The 19,229-nt window shown below is 63.2% G+C and carries 21 protein-coding genes and 1 tRNA gene; 6 read left to right on the top strand and 16 right to left on the bottom strand.

The features are described from left to right. Nucleotides 1-15: 15 nt before the first annotated feature. Both ACYJ11_RS01115 and ACYJ11_RS01110 read right to left on the bottom strand, forming a co-directional pair. Nucleotides 16-1,332 carry a glycoside hydrolase family 68 protein gene (locus ACYJ11_RS01115; RefSeq protein ID WP_461646435.1) on the bottom strand — a complete coding sequence of 439 codons (1,317 nt, stop codon included), beginning with the start codon at nt 1,330-1,332 and terminating at the stop codon, nt 16-18. Between the two features lie 145 nt (nt 1,333-1,477). After that, entirely contained in the window at nt 1,478-1,705 is a 228-nt protein-coding gene (locus ACYJ11_RS01110; RefSeq protein WP_461646434.1) for a hypothetical protein, read from the bottom strand. A gap of 151 nt (nt 1,706-1,856) precedes the next feature. Here ACYJ11_RS01110 and ACYJ11_RS01105 point away from each other — a divergent pair, with 151 nt between their 5' ends. The 5 genes from ACYJ11_RS01105 (at nt 1,857) to ACYJ11_RS01085 (ending at nt 5,888) form a co-directional block, all read left to right on the top strand. Further along, the gene (locus ACYJ11_RS01105) at nt 1,857-2,903 is read left to right on the top strand and encodes a phytoene/squalene synthase family protein (RefSeq protein WP_461646433.1); all 1,047 of its coding nucleotides are present in this window, start codon (nt 1,857-1,859) and stop codon (nt 2,901-2,903) included. Between the two features lie 179 nt (nt 2,904-3,082). Then, nucleotides 3,083-4,324 carry a hypothetical protein gene (locus ACYJ11_RS01100; protein WP_461646432.1) on the top strand — a complete coding sequence of 414 codons (1,242 nt, stop codon included), beginning with the start codon at nt 3,083-3,085 and terminating at the stop codon, nt 4,322-4,324. A 66-nt stretch (nt 4,325-4,390) separates the two neighbouring features. Continuing rightward, on the top strand, nt 4,391-4,771 hold the full coding sequence (locus tag ACYJ11_RS01095; RefSeq protein ID WP_170095717.1) for a hypothetical protein: 381 nt from the start codon (nt 4,391-4,393) through the stop codon (nt 4,769-4,771). A 54-nt stretch (nt 4,772-4,825) separates the two neighbouring features. Continuing rightward, a complete protein-coding gene (locus ACYJ11_RS01090) occupies nt 4,826-5,173 on the top strand; it encodes a TRAM domain-containing protein (protein ID WP_005538238.1) in 348 nt (115 codons plus the stop codon). A 100-nt stretch (nt 5,174-5,273) separates the two neighbouring features. Beyond that, complete coding sequence (locus ACYJ11_RS01085) at nt 5,274-5,888, top strand: TetR/AcrR family transcriptional regulator (protein ID WP_461646431.1); 615 nt, start codon at nt 5,274-5,276, stop codon at nt 5,886-5,888. Between the two features lie 20 nt (nt 5,889-5,908). Here ACYJ11_RS01085 and ACYJ11_RS01080 read toward each other — a convergent pair whose 3' ends face one another. The 5 genes from ACYJ11_RS01080 to ACYJ11_RS01060 form a co-directional block, all read right to left on the bottom strand. After that, nucleotides 5,909-6,322, bottom strand: a complete 414-nt coding sequence (locus ACYJ11_RS01080) for a DoxX family membrane protein (protein WP_461646430.1) — start codon at nt 6,320-6,322, stop codon at nt 5,909-5,911. Between the two features lie 94 nt (nt 6,323-6,416). Further along, the gene (locus ACYJ11_RS01075) at nt 6,417-6,977 is read right to left on the bottom strand and encodes an FAD-dependent oxidoreductase (protein WP_421641749.1); all 561 of its coding nucleotides are present in this window, start codon (nt 6,975-6,977) and stop codon (nt 6,417-6,419) included. Nucleotides 6,978-7,073: 96 nt separating this feature from the next. Beyond that, nucleotides 7,074-7,823, bottom strand: a complete 750-nt coding sequence (locus ACYJ11_RS01070) for a pirin family protein (protein ID WP_461646429.1) — start codon at nt 7,821-7,823, stop codon at nt 7,074-7,076. A gap of 214 nt (nt 7,824-8,037) precedes the next feature. Then, nucleotides 8,038-8,112: transfer RNA gene (locus tag ACYJ11_RS01065), tRNA-Val, on the bottom strand. A gap of 48 nt (nt 8,113-8,160) precedes the next feature. Then, the gene (locus ACYJ11_RS01060) at nt 8,161-8,430 is read right to left on the bottom strand and encodes a DUF7553 family protein (RefSeq protein WP_005538247.1); all 270 of its coding nucleotides are present in this window, start codon (nt 8,428-8,430) and stop codon (nt 8,161-8,163) included. Nucleotides 8,431-8,578: 148 nt separating this feature from the next. Between ACYJ11_RS01060 and ACYJ11_RS01055 the strand changes: the two genes are divergently transcribed. Further along, nucleotides 8,579-9,526: an MBL fold metallo-hydrolase gene (locus ACYJ11_RS01055; RefSeq protein ID WP_461646428.1), complete on the top strand. Its 948-nt coding sequence runs from the start codon at nt 8,579-8,581 to the stop codon at nt 9,524-9,526. A 29-nt stretch (nt 9,527-9,555) separates the two neighbouring features. Here the strand turns inward: ACYJ11_RS01055 and ACYJ11_RS01050 are convergent, their stop codons facing one another. The 9 genes from ACYJ11_RS01050 to ACYJ11_RS01010 all read right to left on the bottom strand — a co-directional run bounded on the left by ACYJ11_RS01050 (nt 9,556) and on the right by ACYJ11_RS01010 (nt 19,223). Further along, nucleotides 9,556-11,106: an NADH-quinone oxidoreductase subunit N gene (locus ACYJ11_RS01050; protein WP_461646427.1), complete on the bottom strand. Its 1,551-nt coding sequence runs from the start codon at nt 11,104-11,106 to the stop codon at nt 9,556-9,558. Then, on the bottom strand, nt 11,107-12,642 hold the full coding sequence (locus tag ACYJ11_RS01045; RefSeq protein ID WP_461646426.1) for a complex I subunit 4 family protein: 1,536 nt from the start codon (nt 12,640-12,642) through the stop codon (nt 11,107-11,109). It lies immediately after the preceding gene. After that, nucleotides 12,643-14,736 (bottom strand): NADH-quinone oxidoreductase subunit L, encoded by a 2,094-nt coding sequence (nuoL, locus tag ACYJ11_RS01040; RefSeq protein ID WP_461646425.1) that lies wholly within the window; start codon nt 14,734-14,736, stop codon nt 12,643-12,645. A 3-nt stretch (nt 14,737-14,739) separates the two neighbouring features. After that, on the bottom strand, nt 14,740-15,042 hold the full coding sequence (gene nuoK, locus ACYJ11_RS01035; protein ID WP_004518191.1) for an NADH-quinone oxidoreductase subunit NuoK: 303 nt from the start codon (nt 15,040-15,042) through the stop codon (nt 14,740-14,742). Beyond that, a complete protein-coding gene (locus ACYJ11_RS01030) occupies nt 15,039-15,437 on the bottom strand; it encodes a proton-conducting membrane transporter (protein ID WP_461646424.1) in 399 nt (132 codons plus the stop codon). The genes nuoK and ACYJ11_RS01030 overlap by 4 nt, the downstream gene beginning before the upstream one ends. After that, nucleotides 15,434-15,703, bottom strand: coding sequence for an NADH-quinone oxidoreductase subunit J (locus tag ACYJ11_RS01025; RefSeq protein ID WP_004591678.1), 270 nt, complete (start codon nt 15,701-15,703; stop codon nt 15,434-15,436). Before ACYJ11_RS01025 ends, ACYJ11_RS01030 begins: the two co-directional genes overlap by 4 nt. A gap of 289 nt (nt 15,704-15,992) precedes the next feature. Then, nucleotides 15,993-16,454: a NuoI/complex I 23 kDa subunit family protein gene (locus tag ACYJ11_RS01020; protein ID WP_004518194.1), complete on the bottom strand. Its 462-nt coding sequence runs from the start codon at nt 16,452-16,454 to the stop codon at nt 15,993-15,995. A 46-nt stretch (nt 16,455-16,500) separates the two neighbouring features. Further along, nucleotides 16,501-17,541: a complex I subunit 1/NuoH family protein gene (locus tag ACYJ11_RS01015; protein ID WP_170095729.1), complete on the bottom strand. Its 1,041-nt coding sequence runs from the start codon at nt 17,539-17,541 to the stop codon at nt 16,501-16,503. Continuing rightward, nucleotides 17,541-19,223 (bottom strand): NADH-quinone oxidoreductase subunit D, encoded by a 1,683-nt coding sequence (locus tag ACYJ11_RS01010; RefSeq protein ID WP_170095730.1) that lies wholly within the window; start codon nt 19,221-19,223, stop codon nt 17,541-17,543. The genes ACYJ11_RS01015 and ACYJ11_RS01010 overlap by 1 nt, the downstream gene beginning before the upstream one ends. Nucleotides 19,224-19,229 lie beyond the last annotated feature (6 nt).

The raw sequence follows: 19,229 nt of genomic DNA, 5'->3' as shown, positions 1-19,229 counted from the left end.
CCACTCAGTCTCGGCTCAGCCGTCGTAGCCAGCGCCGCCTGCATCGTCGCTTTTGCCGCGCCGAATCAGCTCTCGGTCCGTCAGTGGGAGTTTCTCGCCGTCCAGCGGGATGTGCCAGTGCCCGAGCGTCCCGATGATTCGCGTCCGACTCCTCTCAACGTTGAGTCGGAGTGTCGGGCCGAGTGAGCCGCCGAACCGGCGCATCTGCTCGGACTCGGACAGGTGGGCGATTTCGTCCAGCGTCTCGCCGTCGAAATCGTAGTAGTTGAAGAAGCTCTGGACCAGCACCTCACTGTCGTGAGGGAAGGCCATCCACGAGTAGGACTGGAACGGCGCGTTCTCGGGGTTTGTGGCGACGAGGCCGGACTCGTTCAACGGGACGTAGTCACCGCGGAGGTTCTCCGCGACAAAGCCGTACAGCGCGTCGAAGCCCTCAAGCCCCGGCGCGAAGGTGTGGAGATGGCTGGAGATAAAGAGGTAGTAAAGCCCGTCCCGATACACGATGTGTGGCCGTTCGAGCTCCTGATTGACGCCCACAGCGTCCAGCAGCGGGTCTTCGAGGTCCCACGCTAGCGGGTCGCCCGTCGGCGAGTGGGCGATGCCCACGCTCCCGTTGAACTCCTGCAATGCGTCGTCGCCACCGCAGACATCGCTCCCTTCTGGAACCGGCGTGTTCGCCTCGAACAGGAGCCACGTCTCGCCCGTCTCGGGATCCTCGAAGAACCACGGGTCGCGGAAGGTGTATATCATCCTGCGAGACTGGTCTTCGCGCTCGTAGCGGTCGCCGTCGGGCTGGAGCAGTTCGTGGTGGGTCCACGGACCTGAAAGCTCGAACCCGTCGGCCGTGTCGATGCTCCCGCCGCCTGCACCGACAATACGCTGGGTGTAAGTCAGATCCTCGGCTCCGTCTTCGCCGGCCGCGGTATAAAACAGGTAGACGCTGCCGTCGTCGTCGTACAGTGCCGACCCAGCCCACTGGCGCTGGCCCAGTGCGTCCTCGAACACCGGGCCGGCGTTGTGCCAGTTCCGCCCGTCATCGGAGTAGAAACAGCGGATGGTCGCCACGTCGTGGCGCTTGCCGGGCAGCAGATCCGACGGGGCGGTCAGCGAGAAACAGACCCGATAGCCGTCAACTGTCGCCAGCGTACCGTCGCGGTTCCGGAGAAACCAGGTGTCCCAGATGTGGACCTCAGGGATCTGATCGGTTTCCGGCGGGTAGACGATGGGGGCAACGGTGTCGTCGGTCCGCTCGATCCGACTCGCCTGCTCGCGTGTCCACCCGGCGCGTCCCCTCGTTCCGGGACGACTCACACCGAGCGTCTCGTTTGTCATATCTCACGTTGGGCCGACTACGGGTATAAATGTTGTCGGCTGGGTACTACGGGTGTTGTATGAAAAATTTACAATACGTATGTCCTTGCGACGTGGCTGGCTGAGAAAACTGATGGCTGGTCGTCAAGGGAGGCAGAACAGCGCGTTACTCGCCCGAGTCCTCGCTTCGGCTGACACCCTCCGGACCGGTGATATCGAGCGGCCGGACCCACTCGTACCAGATGAAGACGACGCCGAGGCCGTACCCCAGCGCCCAGACAGCGCTTCCGACCCAGGGGTAGCCGAGCGTACTGAATCCCCAGTTTGCGAGGCCCGGGAGGATGATCGCGGCGACGACCGTCAGCGCCAACGTCAATGCGTCCTGATTGTTCACGGTTGTGCCCTCCCGGTCGCTATGCCGTTCATACGGTAAACTAGGCTCGGACACTCCTGAGTCTGTCGGAACACCGAACCGTGACCGGGACGGAACTGACGCCGTAGCCGTCCCATTTTTATCATCGTATGCCCTACCCCGGATGTCGGGAATGTCTCAGAACCACACAGACCGGTCGTCTTCGGAAGACATCGAGTGGTGCTACGATGCCGTCCATCGTGTGTCGCGGACGTTTAGTCTCACAATTTCGGAACTCAACGAACCGATGGCCCGGGACATCTGTCTGGGCTACCTTCTTTGTCGTGTGGCTGACACGATCGAGGACGCCGGTCATCTCCCTCCAGCGGTGCAGACCGAACTCCTGCAGACGTACAGCCGCTCGCTCGAACCGTCGAGCGGGACGACCGTGTCGACGTTCCACGATGCCGTCGAAGAGTGGATCCCTACGACGACGAACGCCGACTGGGAAGTCGTCGAGAACACGGGCCGTATCGTCGACGTGTTTCACACGCTCGACGACCACTCCACGCGGACCATCCGCGGGCCGGTCCGGGAGCTCGTCGACGGGATGGCGATGTTCGTCGACCGCTACGCCGATGCCGGCGGGCTTCGGATCAAGACGCTCGACGAACTCGAAGAGTACTGCTGGTACGCCGCCGGGACCGTCGGGACGCTGGTGACCGGGCTGGTCTCCCACGAAGCCACCGACGAGCAGATCGCCCAGATGGAGGAAAACGCCCGCTCCTTTGCCCTGCTGCTCCAGCTCGTCAACGTCGCCAAGGACGCCGCGACGGACATGGAAGAGGAAAACAACGTCTATCTTCCGCTTGAACTGCTCCACGAGCAGGGCCTCGACCACAGCGACGTGAGCGACACGGACAACGTCGACTCGCTGGTCCCCGTCATCGAGCAGGTGACCGAGCGAGCGGAGGGCTACCTCGACGACGCGCAGGCGTGGCTCGAAGCCATGCCCGAAACCCGCGGCAACACCCTCTCAGCGTGGGCCATTCCGTTCCTGCTCGCGGTCGGAACGATCCGTGAGCTCCGCGAACGTCCCGCCGACGTCATCGAACAGGGCAATGTCAAGATCTCCCGCGAGGAAGTTCACTCCGTGACACAGCAGTTCGGCGGCGACGGCGACCCCTCTATCGGGGAACTACGGGCCAAAATCCGCCAACAGCCGCTTCACCAGTACTGACGACCAGCAGAGACATTCCTATTTTCTCACCGCCCGGTTGGTTGTCCGGCCGTGGCGTCGCCATATCATCCTGTTACCGTGTAGATGATACGCGGCTGTCGAGTAGCACTGAATCAGCCGCCCGCTGATCGCTCGTCTGGGGACAGAACACTCATGTCTGCCCTGTGTGAACGCCGTCTATGGCCACAGCGGCGTCGGGACTCTCCGAGCCACAGGTACTCGCCCGGACGAAAGACCGGCTGTTTTCGGACCGCGAGGACGCCTACGTCGTCGCGGACACGCAGTTCGCACAGCAGCGCTGGCTGGACGAAACGCCCATCCAGGCGTCCGTGCAGGCGACACTCGCACCGTTCAACCACGTCCAGATCGGAACTGGCTATCCCGACCTCGTCGGCGTACAGACGCTCTCGACGGACCTGTTGTCCGTCGACCGACTCGGTGACCGGCCGCCGCTCATCGCTGTCGAGGCGAAGGGCTACACGGGCAACGGTGGCGTCGACGCGGAACGCGGGGTCGTGCAGGCCCACGACCGACTCAACGAAGCGAACGTCGCCTTCCTGACCGCACCCCGGAGCGGCATCTCCACCGCCGCACGGACGATGGCCCGCGAGCTAAACGTCGGCGTGCTGGGCGTCGACTCCGACGGCGCAGTCACGGTTCTGGAACGGCCCCGCGTGGTCGGCCACGGGTCGATGGACGCCGCCTCGGCGATCCGGTTCCAGGCAAGCGCACAGGGCGTCGCCGACCAGAACTTCGGGCTCAACCATCCGAAGAACTACATCGCGGTGCCACTGGCTGTCCACCACGACGGCAACGCACGGGACCTGCTTGCTTCCCATGTCGTCGGGGCCGTCGACGGTGCTATCGCCGGCGCGGCGTTCCTGAACCTGATCGACACCGGCCGGGGCTCGCTCACGCTGACACCACTGGGCCGGGAAGTTGTCCGGTTCGCGCTCCGGACGGTCGGCGACATCGACGCTGCACTCCGCCGGTTCGAGGACTGGCAGCGGTCCCGAAAGCGATTCATCGACGTCGCGCCCCAGTGGGGCCAGCTCGTCCGCCGTGTCGTCTCCGACTATCCGGCCACGGAACTCCTCGTTGACGGGCTCTACACCTGTCACCGGGACGGGTACGAGTCGCCGTCGCTCGTCGAGTTCGTCGAGTATCTCCATGCGCTGCACCCAGAGTTCACCGTCGAACTGTTCCTCCGTGGCAACGAGGCCGTCCGCCAGCGAGTGCTGACCGGGGACGGGGAACTCCGCCGCTCGGAACTGACCGACGGCAGCGTCTACCACTCGCCGACCGTGTTCCAGCTAAAGGCGATCTACTACCACGCCGGCATCGTGACTGATCGGGGCGCGGAGCCCACCAATCTCGACCCTGAAACGGACGAGTGGGCGCTGTGTGACCCGCTCGCGTAGCGACAGGCGTCCAGCCGCTCTACCGACACATAACCCTGAAACGTGGGTAGCCCCTACAGTGATACAATGTCCCAGACCCTGGAGCTCCCCAATGGCGACGTCGTTTCGCCGGACGACGTGTTCTGCTACAACGACTACCCCTATCGGCTCGTCTGGCTGGAAGACGACACTCACGAGTTCGCGCTCTCCCCGCTGTACTGGGGCGACAGCGGCATGGACATCCCGTTCCGCGACCGGGAGGCGCTGGTCGACCAGTGGGAGGTCGATTCGCAGGGCCGAATGACAGCTGAGGAGTGGGCGAACTGGCTCGACGACGCGACGGCGGACCACCGCTACAGCGACGACGAGGTCACGTCGCTCGCGGCCGAGCTACCGACGGAGTGGGACCCTGAGGGCGAGGATTCTGACTCCAGTGGCGGCGGTCTTCGGGACCGCCTTGGACTGTAAGCGCTGTCGCCGGAGTCTGAAAGGTATTAATCCGTTCGCCCTGCAACCCCTGTCATGGAACCACTCTGGCTCGCCGCCGGCGGGGCCGCCCTCGCCGTGGGCCTCGCGCTGGCGTTTGCGATTACCCGCCGTTCATCCAGCAGTGCATCGAAGCGTGCTCACGAAGCCGCACAGGAGCGAGAACCGCCAGTCGAACTCGGTGAGACCTACGAGTTCGGCATCACCGAATTCAGCGATCACCACTCCGGCGACCGCGTCGCCGTCGGGAAAGTCGAAGGGTTCGTCCTGTTTACCGAGGACGTGCCGTCGTCGGTGTCGGCCGGTGACGTGATTCGGGCGAAGGTGCTGTCGTTCAACCGGGATCACACCTCCGCTGACGCTCGGTTCGTCGAACGCGCGTGAGCGGTGACAGCGTTGCGGCGAGGCACGTTCCGGTCGACGACAACTCCACAGTCCCGACGGAGGGAGAAACCGATATGTGCCTACCACGATAAAACAGGCCATGAGCGAATCGGACGGGCAGAGCACGCCACAGGACACCCGAGAGGTCATTATGGAGGCCACCTTTCGGGCGCTGAGCAAGCACGGCTACAAGGACTTGCGAGTCCGGGACATCGGCGATGAGATGGATATGTCCCGGCAAGTGATTCACTATCATTTCGACGGCAAGTACGACCTGATCTCGTCGTTTCTGGAGTACATTATCGACCAGTACGAGGGAAGCGTCGTGGTTGACGACGAAACCGACCCCCGCACAGAACTCGATGTTCGCATCGACCGGTGCCTGTTCGGCCCGGAGTTCGACGACTTTTCCCACTGGGACCGGATGAAGGTGTACCACGAACTGTACGCATACGCGCAAAACGACGAGGAACACCGGGCGCTGTTCAACGAGCACTACGACCGCCTTCGAGAAAGCATCGCCACGGTCATCGAAGACGGAATCGAACAGGGCGCGTTTCGGGATGTCGACGCCGAACTGATGGGCCAGCTCATCACGGACGTGATTCACGCGGCCCGCGGCCGGCGGATCGCGCTCGGCCACGAAGACGCACCCAACGAAGCCAAGCGTGCCGTCAACGACTTCATTCTCGACTCGCTATACCCACCGCAGTAGATCGAGCCGACCAGCCAGCGTCAGATGGGGCTGATGCCGACGCTGAGCGCCCACGTTCCGGTTGCCGACGCCGCGACGACGAGCGCCCCGCCCGCGAGCGTCACGTTCTTCAGGAAACTGTTCAGTTCGTCCTGCCGGTCCTCGTCCGGCACGGCCCAGAAGTCGTGCATCGCAACCGCCGAGACGATGAGGAACGCGGCGAGGGCGATCGCTGCGACGACCGGAAAGACGCCCACGGTCACGCCGAGCCCGCCGAGAATGAGGAGGGCACCGGACGCGAGGACGGAGAATTTCGGTGCCGGGAGGCCCTTGTACTCGGCGTAGCCGGCCATCTGTTCCGTCTGTGTGAAGTGGCTCAGGCCGGTGAATGCGAGCACGCCGCCAAAGAGGACGCGGCCGACGACGAGCAACACGACGTTGAGTTCGGGTGCCATCACAAACTCACCACCGAGACTGCACGAGCGTTTCCAACAGTACGGTTCGGGATTGTAGCGAGAGTCATTGTAGTAGTAGATTTTGACTGCATCGTTAGAGCTCCGGCACGTCTGACGGCATATCGAAGTCGTGGTAGTATTCGCCTTTCTCCTTCGAGAGAATGTCGAGGACAGCGGCCGCACCGTCACCGGCTGCAATGACCGCCTGCCACTTCTCCGCTCGACCCATCGCCCCGGTCGCGTACACGTTCTCGACGGACGTTTCCATGTCGACAGTCACGTCGACGACATCCTCATCGGTGAAGTCACAGCCGAGGTCCTCGGCGAGGCTGCGGTCGCCACCAGTCGCGAGGACGACGTACTCCGCGGTGTACTCGTCGTCGGCCGTCGTGAGGACGAATCCATCGTCGGTCTGGTCGATAGCCGTTACTTCCGTCTCGTACAGCGTCGCGCCGCGGTCGCGGGCCTGCCCACGAGCGACCGTGAGGAACTCCTCGCCGCTAATGGAGCGCACTGCGGGGTAGTTGAACAGGTGCGCCTTGTGCATCCACGACTCGTCCGTATCGAAGGTGATCGTTTCGAGGTCGTTCTTCGCCGCGTACTGTGCCGCGCTCAGGCCGGCGGGACCGCCGCCGACAACTGCTACGTCTGCCATGTCTCACAGCACGGACCGCCCACAGAAGAGTTTTACCATCTGGTAAAATCTAGTCAAGCCCTCACGTCTGGCCCTGAACCACCCCGCACCGCCCACCTATAGAACGTACGGGCCGCGCTGTCGGATCGGCTCGCCGTGCGGGCGGCCCGAGACGGCGACAGCACGAAGCGACTCATCGCTTTGGAGTGTCACCGACCGCTCGTCAGTGACCGGTAGGAAATCACCGTCGGAGAACGACTGTCCCGCGACCGTTCCGCTACCGGTGACACCATAGAGAAATCCGGACCACTCCGCCGGGACCGACCACGTCCACGCGTCGGCCACAGATACATCCAGATATTCCATCGGCGTATGGAGGCTGATCGGTGAGCCCTCGCCGATAACCGTCGTGACCGTCGCACCGTCCTGTTCCGTTGTCGGGAGCGCGTCGGCCGTGGCGTCAATGTAGTCCGGGTCAGCGTCCTTCTTCGCCTGCGGCAGATTCACCCAGAGCTGTAGTCCGGTGCAGGCCTGCCCGTCGGCGGGGAATTCGGAGTGGCGTATCCCACTGCCGGTCGTGATACGCATCGCGTCGTTCTCGTATGCAGTGTTTGCGACGCCCAGCGAATCCTCGTGTTCCATCCCACCCTCGATCATGTACGAGACGATCTCGAACCCGCGATGCGGATGCATCGGGAACCCCTTGTCGGGGTCGATGTAGAACTGCTCGAACAGGACAAACGGGTCCAGATTGGACGAATAGCTCTCCGTCGGAAACGCACGGTTCGAGTTCACGCCCGTCCCATGCCGGACCATCTCTCCTGATAGCGGCCCGTCAGGCGACGTCTGCGACTCACTTTCGGTCATATGCTGCTTTGTTTACCGAGCGGTAAAAACTGTCGGGCTGCGCGTAACCGATCGCTATCCGTACACCTGTAGCGCTAAGACGACGGTAACAGCTTCGTATGCGCTAACTGAGGCTGCTTCTGGGTAAGGTCACGGCTCACGGTGTAGTAACTCATCGTTACGAGGTGGCTCCAGACACCCATACAGACTCCTTCAAAAGTGTGCAGTGAGCGGATGGGTTGGGGCGGATTCGAACCGCCGACTTCCTCCGTGTGAAGGAGGTATCATAACCGAACTAGATCACCAACCCAGTGCACTCAATCCTATTCGAGCGCATCCCTTAAGAATTGCTTTCCGACTACGCTTCCGGCTCTTCCTTACCGCGATACGCACCGATCTTCTTGCGGGCGTCAGCGATCGCTTCCTCGGCTTCGCCCTCTGCTTTTCCCTGCAGGTCCTTCAGGTCGGCCTTGACGGCCTCCAGGCGGCTGGGTTCGGGCTCTTCTTCCTTCCCAGTGAGTTCTCGAAAGCGTTCCTCGACCGGTTCGAGTTCCTCTTTGACGCCCTTGGTGGCGGTTTCCCCGGCACGCTTCAGGTAGTACCGTGCGTCTTCGAAGTGCTTGTTCATATCTGTCCCTACGCGAAGGACGAATATATCTCTTGTGCCCGGAAAACCATGAGGAACCACAGCTAACCGAGGGACAGCGAGCGCCCACGATGGTAAACGTGCCGTGCGGGTACGAACTGTTTTGCGCCACCACCTGCAACGGGGAGATATGTTCACACGGGTGTCGATCCCGACGCCGTTTCAGGTCGGACCAGTCAATGCATACATCGCGCGGCGAACGATTGTCGATCCGGGACCCGACAGCGAGGAAGCGTGGTCGCGTCTGATCGAGGCGCTTGAAGCACGTGAACTGTCCCCAGATGATATCGAGCAGGTGCTGGTCACCCATCCGCATCCGGATCATTTCGGCATGGCGAACCGGTTCGCCGAGCGGGGAGCGCGTGTCCTCGCCAGCGAACCGGGAGCAGAAATCATGGGCGATTTCGCGGCGCAACTACACACTGAGCAGTCCTACTTCGCGGATTTCTTCGAGCGGTGTGGTGTCTCACGCGAGACCGCCGAAACGGTCACACAGCTACCGGAAGCCTTCCTGCCCTACGCCCAGAGCGTCGACACCGACCGCGCGCTCGTGGCCGGTGATACCGTCACCGTCGATGACACAGAACTAACGATTGACGCCGTGCAGGGCCACTCCGCGGGCGAAATAATCTTTTCGTACGACTCTCAGGGCCGGCGTGAAGCGGTCGTCGGCGACAACGTGCTGGGCGACATCACACCCAATCCGTTCCTGCAGGTGCCCGACGAAAGCGGGGCGCGGCCGAAGGTGTTACCGGCATTTAACGACTCGCTCCGATGGCTCCGTGAGCAAGGTCACGACCGATTTCTCACCGGCCATCGCGAGCCCGTCGAAGCACCGCAGGAGCGTATCGACGACATCCTTGCGGAACACGACCAGCGCACCGCGGAGGTCGCCGACATCGTCTCCGGCGGAGCGACGACACCCAGTGACGTGATGACGGCGTTGTTCGGCGACCTGCCCGCCACGGAGTACTTTGCTGGGATGAGCGAGGCTGTCGGCCACCTAGACGTACTCGAAGTCACTGGCCGCGTCGAGAAACGTGAGAGCGGCGGCGTGTTCGTCTACGAGTCAGAATAAAAGAGACCGGCGAGTGTATCAACCCGCGCTTACAGCAACTGCGCGGCCTGGAACGCGATTTCGGAGACGCGGTTGAAGCCGGGCAGCAGGAGCACCGTCACGATAGCGGCGCCCACCACAGCGGTGTACAGCCCCATCGGGTACGACTCGATGGTCCGGCTGCCGGTCGGTTCCTCGATCCACATCGCCTTGACGACGCGGGAGTAGTAGAACAGGCTAAGCGCGCTGTTGATGATGAGCGCGGCGGCCAGCGACCACGCGCTGACGTTGAGCGTCGCCTGGAACAGGTAGAACTTCGAGAAGAACCCGCCGCCGATCGGCAGGCCGGCGAGGCTGAACAGGAACACCGTCATCGCCGCACAGGCGACCGGCGCTTCCTTGCCGAGGCCGTTGTAGTCCTCGAAGCGGCGGCCGACGCCCCAGTACTCGGCCAGCGCAATGAACAGGAACGCGCCCGTGTTCATGAAGCCGTAGACGAGCAGGTGGGACATCCCCGCACTCATGCTGAGGCTCAGGCCCTCACCGGAGCCAGACACGGCGGCGAGTCCGATGAGGACGTAGCCGGCATGGCCGACGCTGGAGTAGGCCAGCATCCGCTTGACCGTCTCCTGGGTCGCGGCGGCGAAGTTCCCGATGAACATCGTCGCGATGGCGAGGATCTGGAACGCCATCACCCAGTTGATCGCGCCGCCGGCAGCGAGTAGGTCACCGATCGGGAAGGCGACGGCGAACGCGCGGAACGCCAGCACGAAGCCGGCGGCCTTCGACGCCGAGGAGAGGAACGCCGAGATCGGCGCTGGTGCGCCCTCGTACGCCTCGGGTGCCCAGAAGTGGAACGGCACGGAGGCGGTCTTGAACGCGACGCCACCGATGATCATCAGGATACCGACGCCGAGGATAGCCATCGGGACGGCAGGGTCACCGGCCTGGGCCTGAACCGACCCGTCGACGATGGTCTGGACCGTGCCACTAGAGATGGCCGTCGCGACGCCGTCGAATCGAAGTACGCCCGTCGCAGCGTACACGAGCGAGATACCGTAGGCCAGCACCGCTGAGGACACCGCACCGATGAGGAAGTACTTCAATCCCGCCTCGACGCTGCCCTTGTTCTCCTTGAGGAAGGCGACGAGCGCGTAGGACGGTAGGGATACCAGTTCGAGTGCGACGAAGGCCGTCGCAAGGCTGTTGGCCGCGCTCAGAAGGCTCATCCCGGTTGCGGACAGCAGGACCAGCACGAAGAACTCGGCTTGGTAGCTGTGTTCGGCGACGTAGTCGTAGCTCGCGAGCACGACCAGCGTCGTGACGCTGCCGACGATGGCCATGAAGAACAGGGCCATCTGATCGACGACGAGCTGGTTGTTGAACAGCGCGACGCCAGTGCTATCGGCCATTCCGGTGCCGGCGGTGATAAACCAGCCGGCGAACCCGAAGGAAAGCAGGGAGCCGAGCACCGAGATACCGGCCAGCAGCCCCGTGTTCGTCGTGTCCGGGTCGACCGAGTCCGCCAGCAGCAACACCAGGGAGGCGAGGGCCAGCGAGAGTGCCGGGGCAAGCGCCATCCAGTCAGGGAGTGCGACCATCTATGCACCACCTCCGATTTCGAGAACCGGTGAAATCGAGTCCTGTATCATGGCAAAGGAGAGGTCCGGTGCGACACCGAGTGCGATGACCAGCAGGAGCAACACGGCCAGCGGCGCGACGTCGTGGAACGCGGCCGGGCTGACCTCGTAGTCCGTCTCCAGATTGAAGCCACCGAACAGCGTGCGCTGCATGGCCCACAGCAGGTAGCCGGCCACGATGACGATGCCGAACATCGCCAGCGAGGTCAGCACCGGTGCAGCCCCACCGAGCGTCGGTGCGTTGAACGAGCCCTGGAAGATGAAGTACTCCCCGGCGAAGCCGGCCATCAGCGGCAGGCCCATGTAGCCGAAGGCGGCGGCGACGAAGATGCCGACCGTCCAGGGCATGCGGTCCGCGAGGCCGGACATATCGCCGACCATGCGCGTGTGCGTCGTGTTGTAGATGACACCGACGCACATGAACATCAGCCCCGAGATGAGGCCGTGGGCGATCATCTGGAAGGTCGCCCCGCCCATGCCGTAGGGCGTGAACGCGACCAGACCTAGAATGACATAGCCCATCGATGAAATCGACGAGTAGGCGACGATGCGTTTGAGGTCGCGCTGTGCCAGCGCGAGCATCGCGCCGTAGATGACGCTGACAACGCCGATAATCGCCAGCGGAACCGCGAGCTGACGTGCCGTGTCAGCGAGCATCGTGAAGTTGAACCGCAGCAGTGCGTAGGTCCCCATCTTCAGGAGGACGCCGGCCAGCATGACCGACACCGGCGTCGGGGCCTCAACGTGAGCGTCTGGCAGCCACGTGTGCAGCGGGAAGACGGGCACCTTCACCGCGAACCCGAAGAACATCAGGATGAAGGAGATGGTCATCAGGTTCACGCCGGCGATGGTCGGCAGCCCGCTCGCGGTGCGGAACGCCTCGGCCATCGCAGGCAGGGACAGCGACGTGAGATCGGTGCTGAACACGAGCGCGAACAGGCCCGCGAACATGATTAGCGACGCCACGTTCGTGTAGACGAAGAACTTGATCGCGGCGTACTTCCGGCGCGGACCGCCCCAGACCCCGATAAGCAGGTACATCGGGATGAGGACGCCCTCCCAGAAGACGAACCAGAGGAAGAAATCGAGCGCGGAGAACACGCCGATGAGGCTCACTTCCATGAACAGCATCAGCCCGTAGAACTGGGACTGACGCTCGTCGATGGGTGTCCACGCCGAGACGATGGCAAGCGTCGTCAGCACCGTCGTCAGCACGAGCAGCGGCATACTGATGCCGTCGAGGCCGACGTAGTACGACACTTCCAGTTCACCCAGCGTGATCCACGGGATCTGCTGGCCGAACGCGATGTCGGCGGGCGACAGCAGCGCGTTGCCCGTGCCGCCGTACTGCGTGAGGTACACCCAGTACATATAGATGCTGCCAAGCGCCGGCACCACACTGACGGCCGCGGCAAGCTTTCCGGCGTACCGGTCGGGCGAGAGGAACACGAGCCCGGTTCCCAGCAGCGTCACGAGCAGGAGCGCGGCGACCCACATCTAGAACCACCCTCCCATGATGCCGAAGGCAGCAAGCAAGAGCACGAGTCCAAGCGTCAGCAGCGTCGCGTAGTTGCTGACGACGCCGGACTGGATGCGTCGGATGCGGCTGCCGCCGAACAGGCTCACGCTGGAGATGCCGTTGACGACGCCGTCAACGACACCCTGGTCGAACTTGTTCATCACACGGGCGAGCGGGTAGGTGACACCCGTCGCGAGCCACACCTGATATTCGTCCTGATAGTAGTTGTGCATGAGTAGCGTCTTCAGACCGCCAAGCTTGTCGGTATGCTCGACCGGGTCGGCACCGGCATAGAGGCTCCGCGCGACGAGCACGCCGGCAAGTGCGAGACCCAGCGAAACTCCCGCAGAGGCGAGCAGCGTCGTCATCTCACCGAGCGGGTAGCCCTTCGCGACGTGAGCCACGTCCTCTAGGAGCGTCTCGTAGTGGTGCAGTCCAGTGTTGAGCGTTGCGGGCCAACCACCCTCTTCAGGGCCGTTCAGCCACACGTGCAGGAAGTCGATGTGTGCGCCGGTCAGATCCGCGACGGGCTTCATGTTGATGAATCCGATAGTCGTCGCAAGGATGCCAAGCACCGTCAGCGGACCCTTGACGTTCCAGCGGACTGGCTCGGGGTCACGTGCGGTGTCCGAACGCGCGTCGCCGTGGAAGGTCAGGTACACCATCCGGAAGGTGTAGAAGCCGGTGAAGAACACGGCCAGTAGCCCCATCGCGTACGCGGCGAGGTAGACCGTGCCGAGGCCACCCTCAGTGCCGAAGCCGTGGATGAGCGCCTCGTACAGCACCTCGTCCTTGGACCAGAAGCCGGCGAAGGGAACGATCCCGGCCAATGCGAGCGAGCCGGCGAGGAACGTCCAGTAAGTCACTGGCATCCGGTCTTTCAGACCGCCCATGTCCCACATGTTCTCGTTGTGGTGCATGGCGATGATGACCGACCCTGCACCGAGGAACAGCAGCGCCTTGAACACGGCGTGGGTGGTCAGGTGGAAGACAGCGGCGATGTAGCCACCCGAGCCCAGCGCGAGCATCATGTACCCGTACTGGGAGATGGTGGAGTACGCGAGCACTTGCTTGATTTCCTGTTTGACCAGACCCATGGTTGCCGCAAACAGCGCGGTGAAGCCGCCGATGAGGGCGATCACGGCCAGTGCCGTCGGCGAGAGCGCGTAGAAGCCGTACATACGCGCGACGAGGTACACACCGGCTGCGACCATCGTCGCTGCGTGAATCAGGGCCGAGACCGGCGTCGGACCTTCCATCGCGTCGGGCAGCCACGTGTGCAGCGGGAACTGCGCGGACTTGCCGACAACGCCGCCAAGCACAAGTAGGCCGAGTACGGTGAACCAGGCCTGTGGCCCCATGCCGACCGTCTCGAGCATCGCGATGCCCTCAACCTCGCCGTCGACGATAGCGTGTTCGGCCAGCATCGGGAAGCTCTCGGCGACCACTTCGCCGCCCTGCGTGATCGGGGCGAACAGGCCGGTCCCGAAGGTAGCAAAGATGCCGACGACGCCGATGAGGAAGAAGTAGTCACCGAAGCGGGTGACGAGGAACGCCTTCTTCGCGGCACTCGGCGGGCCATCCTGACGGAACCAGAAGCCGATGAGCAGGTACGAACACAGGCCCACCAGCTCGAAGAACATGAACGCCATCAGGAGGTTGTTGGCGACGACGAACCCGAGCATGCTCGCCGTGAACAGGCCGAGCCCACCGTAGTAGCGCGGGAGGCCAGTCTCGCCCTCGTCGTTCATGTACCCGAGCGAGAAGATGTGGACGAGGAACGAGATGAGACAGACAATAAGCAGCATGAGCGCCGACAGCGGGTCCAGCAGGAGTCCGAAGTTGAGCTGGAGCGTCTCGACGCTCGCGGTCCACGTGTACAGTATCTCGTTGTGGACCTCACCGCCGGCCACTGTCAGCGCGACCCAGATCGACAGCAGAAGCGATCCGCCCGTCGCTGTGATCCCAGCGAGCGCGCCGCCTTTTGGCATGCGATCGCCGGCAAACAGCGCGACGAGGAACGATACGAACGGCAGCAGGACAATCGCCGGAGCGTATGTGAATGCAGCCATCTGTTACCACCTCATCGTCGTCGCCTTCGTCACGTCCACGTCTGTGAAGTTGCGGTACAGGACCAGGATGATGCCGATCCCGATGGCGACCTCTGCGGCGGCGAGTGCCATCGTGAACAGGCTGAACACCTGACCGGTGAGGTTCCCGTGTTGCAGCGAGAACGCGACGAGGTTGATGTTCGCAGCGTTCAACATCAGCTCGACGGACATCAGGAAGATGAGCGCGTTCCGTCGGGTAAGGATGCCGAACAGACCGATACAGAATATGGCCGCCGACAGAAGGAGATACGTCTCGGCCGGAATCACGAGTCGTCACCTCCCGGACCACCGTCAGCGGCAACGGCCATGTCGTCGTCGTCCGTGGTTTCGACACCGAGCGTTACTGATTCGCCAGCGACTTCGCGTCGGGCGAGCATGACGGCCCCGACGAGGGCGGCCACCAGCACGATGTCGATCACTTCGAAGGCGACGAGGAACCCTTCAGCGGGGACGGCCGACTCACTCTCGCCCATAATCGCGCCCGGGGCGATATCGAACATCGCCGCGCCGAGGCTCTTGGTTATCGCCGCTCCCTCGCCGAAGCCCGCTGGCGCGGGAAACGAGACGCCCATGAACACTGCACCGAGAACGACGAACAGGGCGATTGCGGCCAGTCCAGCGACGAAACTCCCCTCCGTCTGTAGTTCGGGTTTTGTGGTCATGGTGTCACCTCGATCACCGACTCGTCCTCGCGGGTCAGCATCACCGCGAAGGTGATGAGAACGAGGACGCCGCCGACGTACACCAGGATCTGCATCGTTGCGACGAACGCCGCCTGGTTCATTACGTAGAACACTGCGACGCTGACGAGTGACACGCCCAGTAACAGCGCCGAGTGCCAGACGTCCCGGACTAACACGACGCCCGCAGCGCTGCCCACCGTTACCATAGCGAACAGCGCGAACGCAATTGACTCTGCCAGTGCCATCTTACTTGGAGACTCTTTGCGGCGTCCCTTTGAAGATTCCTCTTTCGTCTCGCCAGTAGAGCCACTGTTTGCCGGTATGGCCCCCAGATTTCGGGGCACTTCCGTCCTGCTGGCGAAAATGTGCCACTCCAGCACCGTTTTTGACGCCACACACCGTCGTTCCACCTCGGATCGATACCGGAAAGCTCGCTTGAGCGGTTGCGGCCGTTCTGGAAAGCCCGCGCTAATCAGAACAGGGCAGTCGCTCCGGGGGTAGTAAGCGAAACCCGCCGAAAGTCCGTCGAAGGAGTTACTGGTAATCCACTTCGCCGTCGCCCTCGCCGATCCACGCGCCCCGATCGGGTTCGCGGGACTCTAGTGGGTCGATATCCTTGTACCACGGCACGTTCTTGAGTTGCTCCTTGTCGTAGGCGAACTCGTCTTTCGTGTCCGCGGTGAACTCGAAGTTCTGTGTCAGCAGGATGGCGTCGGTCGGACAGACCTCCTCACACAGCCGGCAGTAGATACACTGGCCGATGTGGAGGTTGTACTGCTCGCCGTTGCGCTGCTCGTCCATCACAATCTGGATGGTGTTGTTCGGGCAGACGTTCTCACACTGCCGACACCAGATACACCGCTCCTGGCTCCACTTGTGGACGCCGCGGAAACGGGGGCTCACCTCGGGGGCGACGTCAGGGTACTCTACCGTGAACGTCTCCCCGTCGAGGGCGTGTTTCATCGTCGTCGCCATTGATTTCAGGATTCCAATCATGAGTGGTCACCTCCGGTCGCTCGCGGGTCGGTTCGCGTGGCCGTCATCAGACGGTCACCCCGACGATAACCGCGGTCAGCAGTAGGTTCGCCAGCGACAGCACCAGCATTCCCTTCCAGCCGATTTCGATAAGCTGGTCGATCCGGACGCGGGGCACCGCCGAGCGGGCCCACTGCGTGAACAGGAAGACGCCCCAGATCTTGATGAGGAACCAGACGATACCCGGCAGGACCGGGCCGGCCGGCCCGCCGAGGAAGATCGTGGCGATGATCGCCCCGCCAAGGAAGATGTGGATGAACTCGCCGAGATAGACGAGCACGAAGTACACCGAGGAGTACTCGGTCTGGTAGCCGGCGACAATCTCGGTCGGCGCTTCCGGGATGTCGAACGGGTTCCGGCCAACCTCCGCGAGGTTCGCGATCAGGAACAGCACGAACGCGAAGGGATTCACGAACGCGTACCACGACGGCAGCGGGCCGATCAGCGACTGCTGCTGTGCGGCGACGATCTCGCTCATCTGGAGCGAGCCGGCGAAGATGACCACCGACGCGCCCGTCAGGATGAGCGGGATTTCGTAGGCGAGGTTCTGCGCGACAGCACGCAGTCCGCCGAGGAACGAATACTTGTTGTTCGATGCGTAGCCGGCCATCACCAGACCGACGGAGGCCATCGAGGCCGTCGCGAACACGTACGCCAGACCGACCTCGGGGTCGGCGAGCTGGATGCCGTTCCCCATTGGAATGACAGCGAAGCCAAGCAGTGCGGTACTGGCGATAATAAGCGGCGCGAGGTCCCACGCCGGTCGGTCAGCGCCTTCGGGAACGATAAGCTCCTTCGACAGCAGGCGGACAGCGTCGGCCACGATAATGAACAGCCCGTACGGACCGATACGGTCGACGGCGATGCGGTCGGTGAACGCGGCCGTAATCTTTCGCTTCGCCCACGGACCGGCAAGCGCCGTGTTCGTCATCATAAGCGTCCCGATGAGCCCCGCGCCGATGAGGCTCATTACGATCATCACGGCCGTGCTGTTGGGATCCAGCCCGAGCAGGTTCGCGAGCGTTTCGGGTAACGGCGCCGACTGCATTACCGGTCCACCTCCCCGAGTACGATGTCGAGGCTCCCGAGCGAGGCGATCATATCAGGGATGTACTCGCCCTGGGACATCTCCGGCAGCGTCTGCAGGTTCGAGAAGCACGGGCTGCGGATCTTGAACCGGGCCGGCTTGTCCGTGCCGTCCGAGCGGATGTAGATGCCGAGTTCGCCCTTCGCGCCCTCGACGGAGCGGTAGATCTCCTTGTCGGGGTCCGGGCGGAGTGTCCGCGGGACGTTGGCCTGAATCTCGCGGTCGTCTTCCGGCCACTGCTCCAGCAGGTCGACACACTGCTCGATGATGCGCGCGGACTCCTCGACCTCGCGAAGACGGACGAGAACGCGACTGAAGTTGTCGCCGCCCTGCTCGGTGACGACATTCCAGTCGAGTTCGTCGTAGTAGCCGTACGGGTCGTCCCGCCGAATGTCGTAGTCGACGCCCGAGCCGCGTGCCACGGGCCCGGTCGCGCCGTACTGCTTGACCTGCTCCGGGGAGAGGACGCCGGTATCGACACACCGCATCTGGAAGATCTCGTTACCGGTGACGAGGTCGTGGATCTCTTCGAGCTTGTGCGGGAGATCGTCGAGGAAGTCCCGGATCTTCTCGAAGTACTCCTCGCGGGGCTCGGGCAGGTCCCAGGCGACCCCGCCCAGTCGGAGATAATTGAACATCAGCCGCTGGCCGGTCAGGTCTTCCAGGAGGTTCTGGACGATCTCGCGGTCGCGGATGCCGTACTGGAAGACGGCGGTGAAGTCACCGAACACGTCCAGCGCGAACGTCGCCAGCGCGAGTTCGTGCGAGGCGATCCGGCACATCTCCGCTGCCATCGTCCGGATGACCTGCGCGTACTCCGGGACCTCGATGTCGGCGAGGTCCTCGGCCGCGCGGGCGTACGCCCACTCGTTGAGGATCCCAGCGGAAATGTAGTCCCATCGGTCCGGGTACGGCATGATCTGGTGGCGGTAGGTACCCTGCTGGCACATCTGCTCCTCGCAGCGGTGCAGGTAGCCGATGTCGGGTTCGAGATCGGCGATCTGCTCGCCGTCCAGCACCGTCTCGACGTGGAGCACGCCGTGGGTCGCCGGGTGGTGCGGGCCGATGTTGACGAACATCGTGTCCGGATCGTCCTCGCTACGCTTGTCGTCTTCCAGCGGGTTCGCGTGCTCGCGCAGTGAGACGATCTGTGGCTGGTCCTGATTGTAGTCCTGACTCAGGGGGTGGCCCTGCCAGGTCTCGGGCAGCAGGATGCGCCGGAGGTCCGGATGGTCGTCGTAGTCGATGCCGACGAGGTCATACGCCTCCCGCTCGTGCCAGTCTGCGGTGTCGTAGACACGAGCGGCCGACTCGTTGTGCGGGTCGTCTTTCGGCGATGGAACGACGATCGACAACTCCTGTGTCGGGTCGTTGTACTTCCGCAGGTGGTAGATGGATTCGTACCGGTCGTCGTACTCCTGTGCCGTGACACAGGCGCAGTGGTCGAACCCAGCCTCCTCTTTCAGCGTCGAGAGGACTTCCTGAACCTCGTCGGGACGGATGACGAACCCCTCGGCGTTGAGGTGTTCCTCGCGGTCGAGGACGTGGCCCCCGAGCAGGTCCGCGAGTGCGTCGTAATCGAGGCCGTCCTCCGTAACGCCGACATCGAGCGCCGTATCGCGTGATGGTTTTTCTAAACTCATGGCAAG

The sequence above is a fragment of the Haloarcula sp. H-GB5 genome, assembly GCF_054850705.1.
The sequence above is the reverse complement of the archived record's forward strand: the minus strand, read 5'-3'. Positions and strand labels throughout refer to the sequence as shown.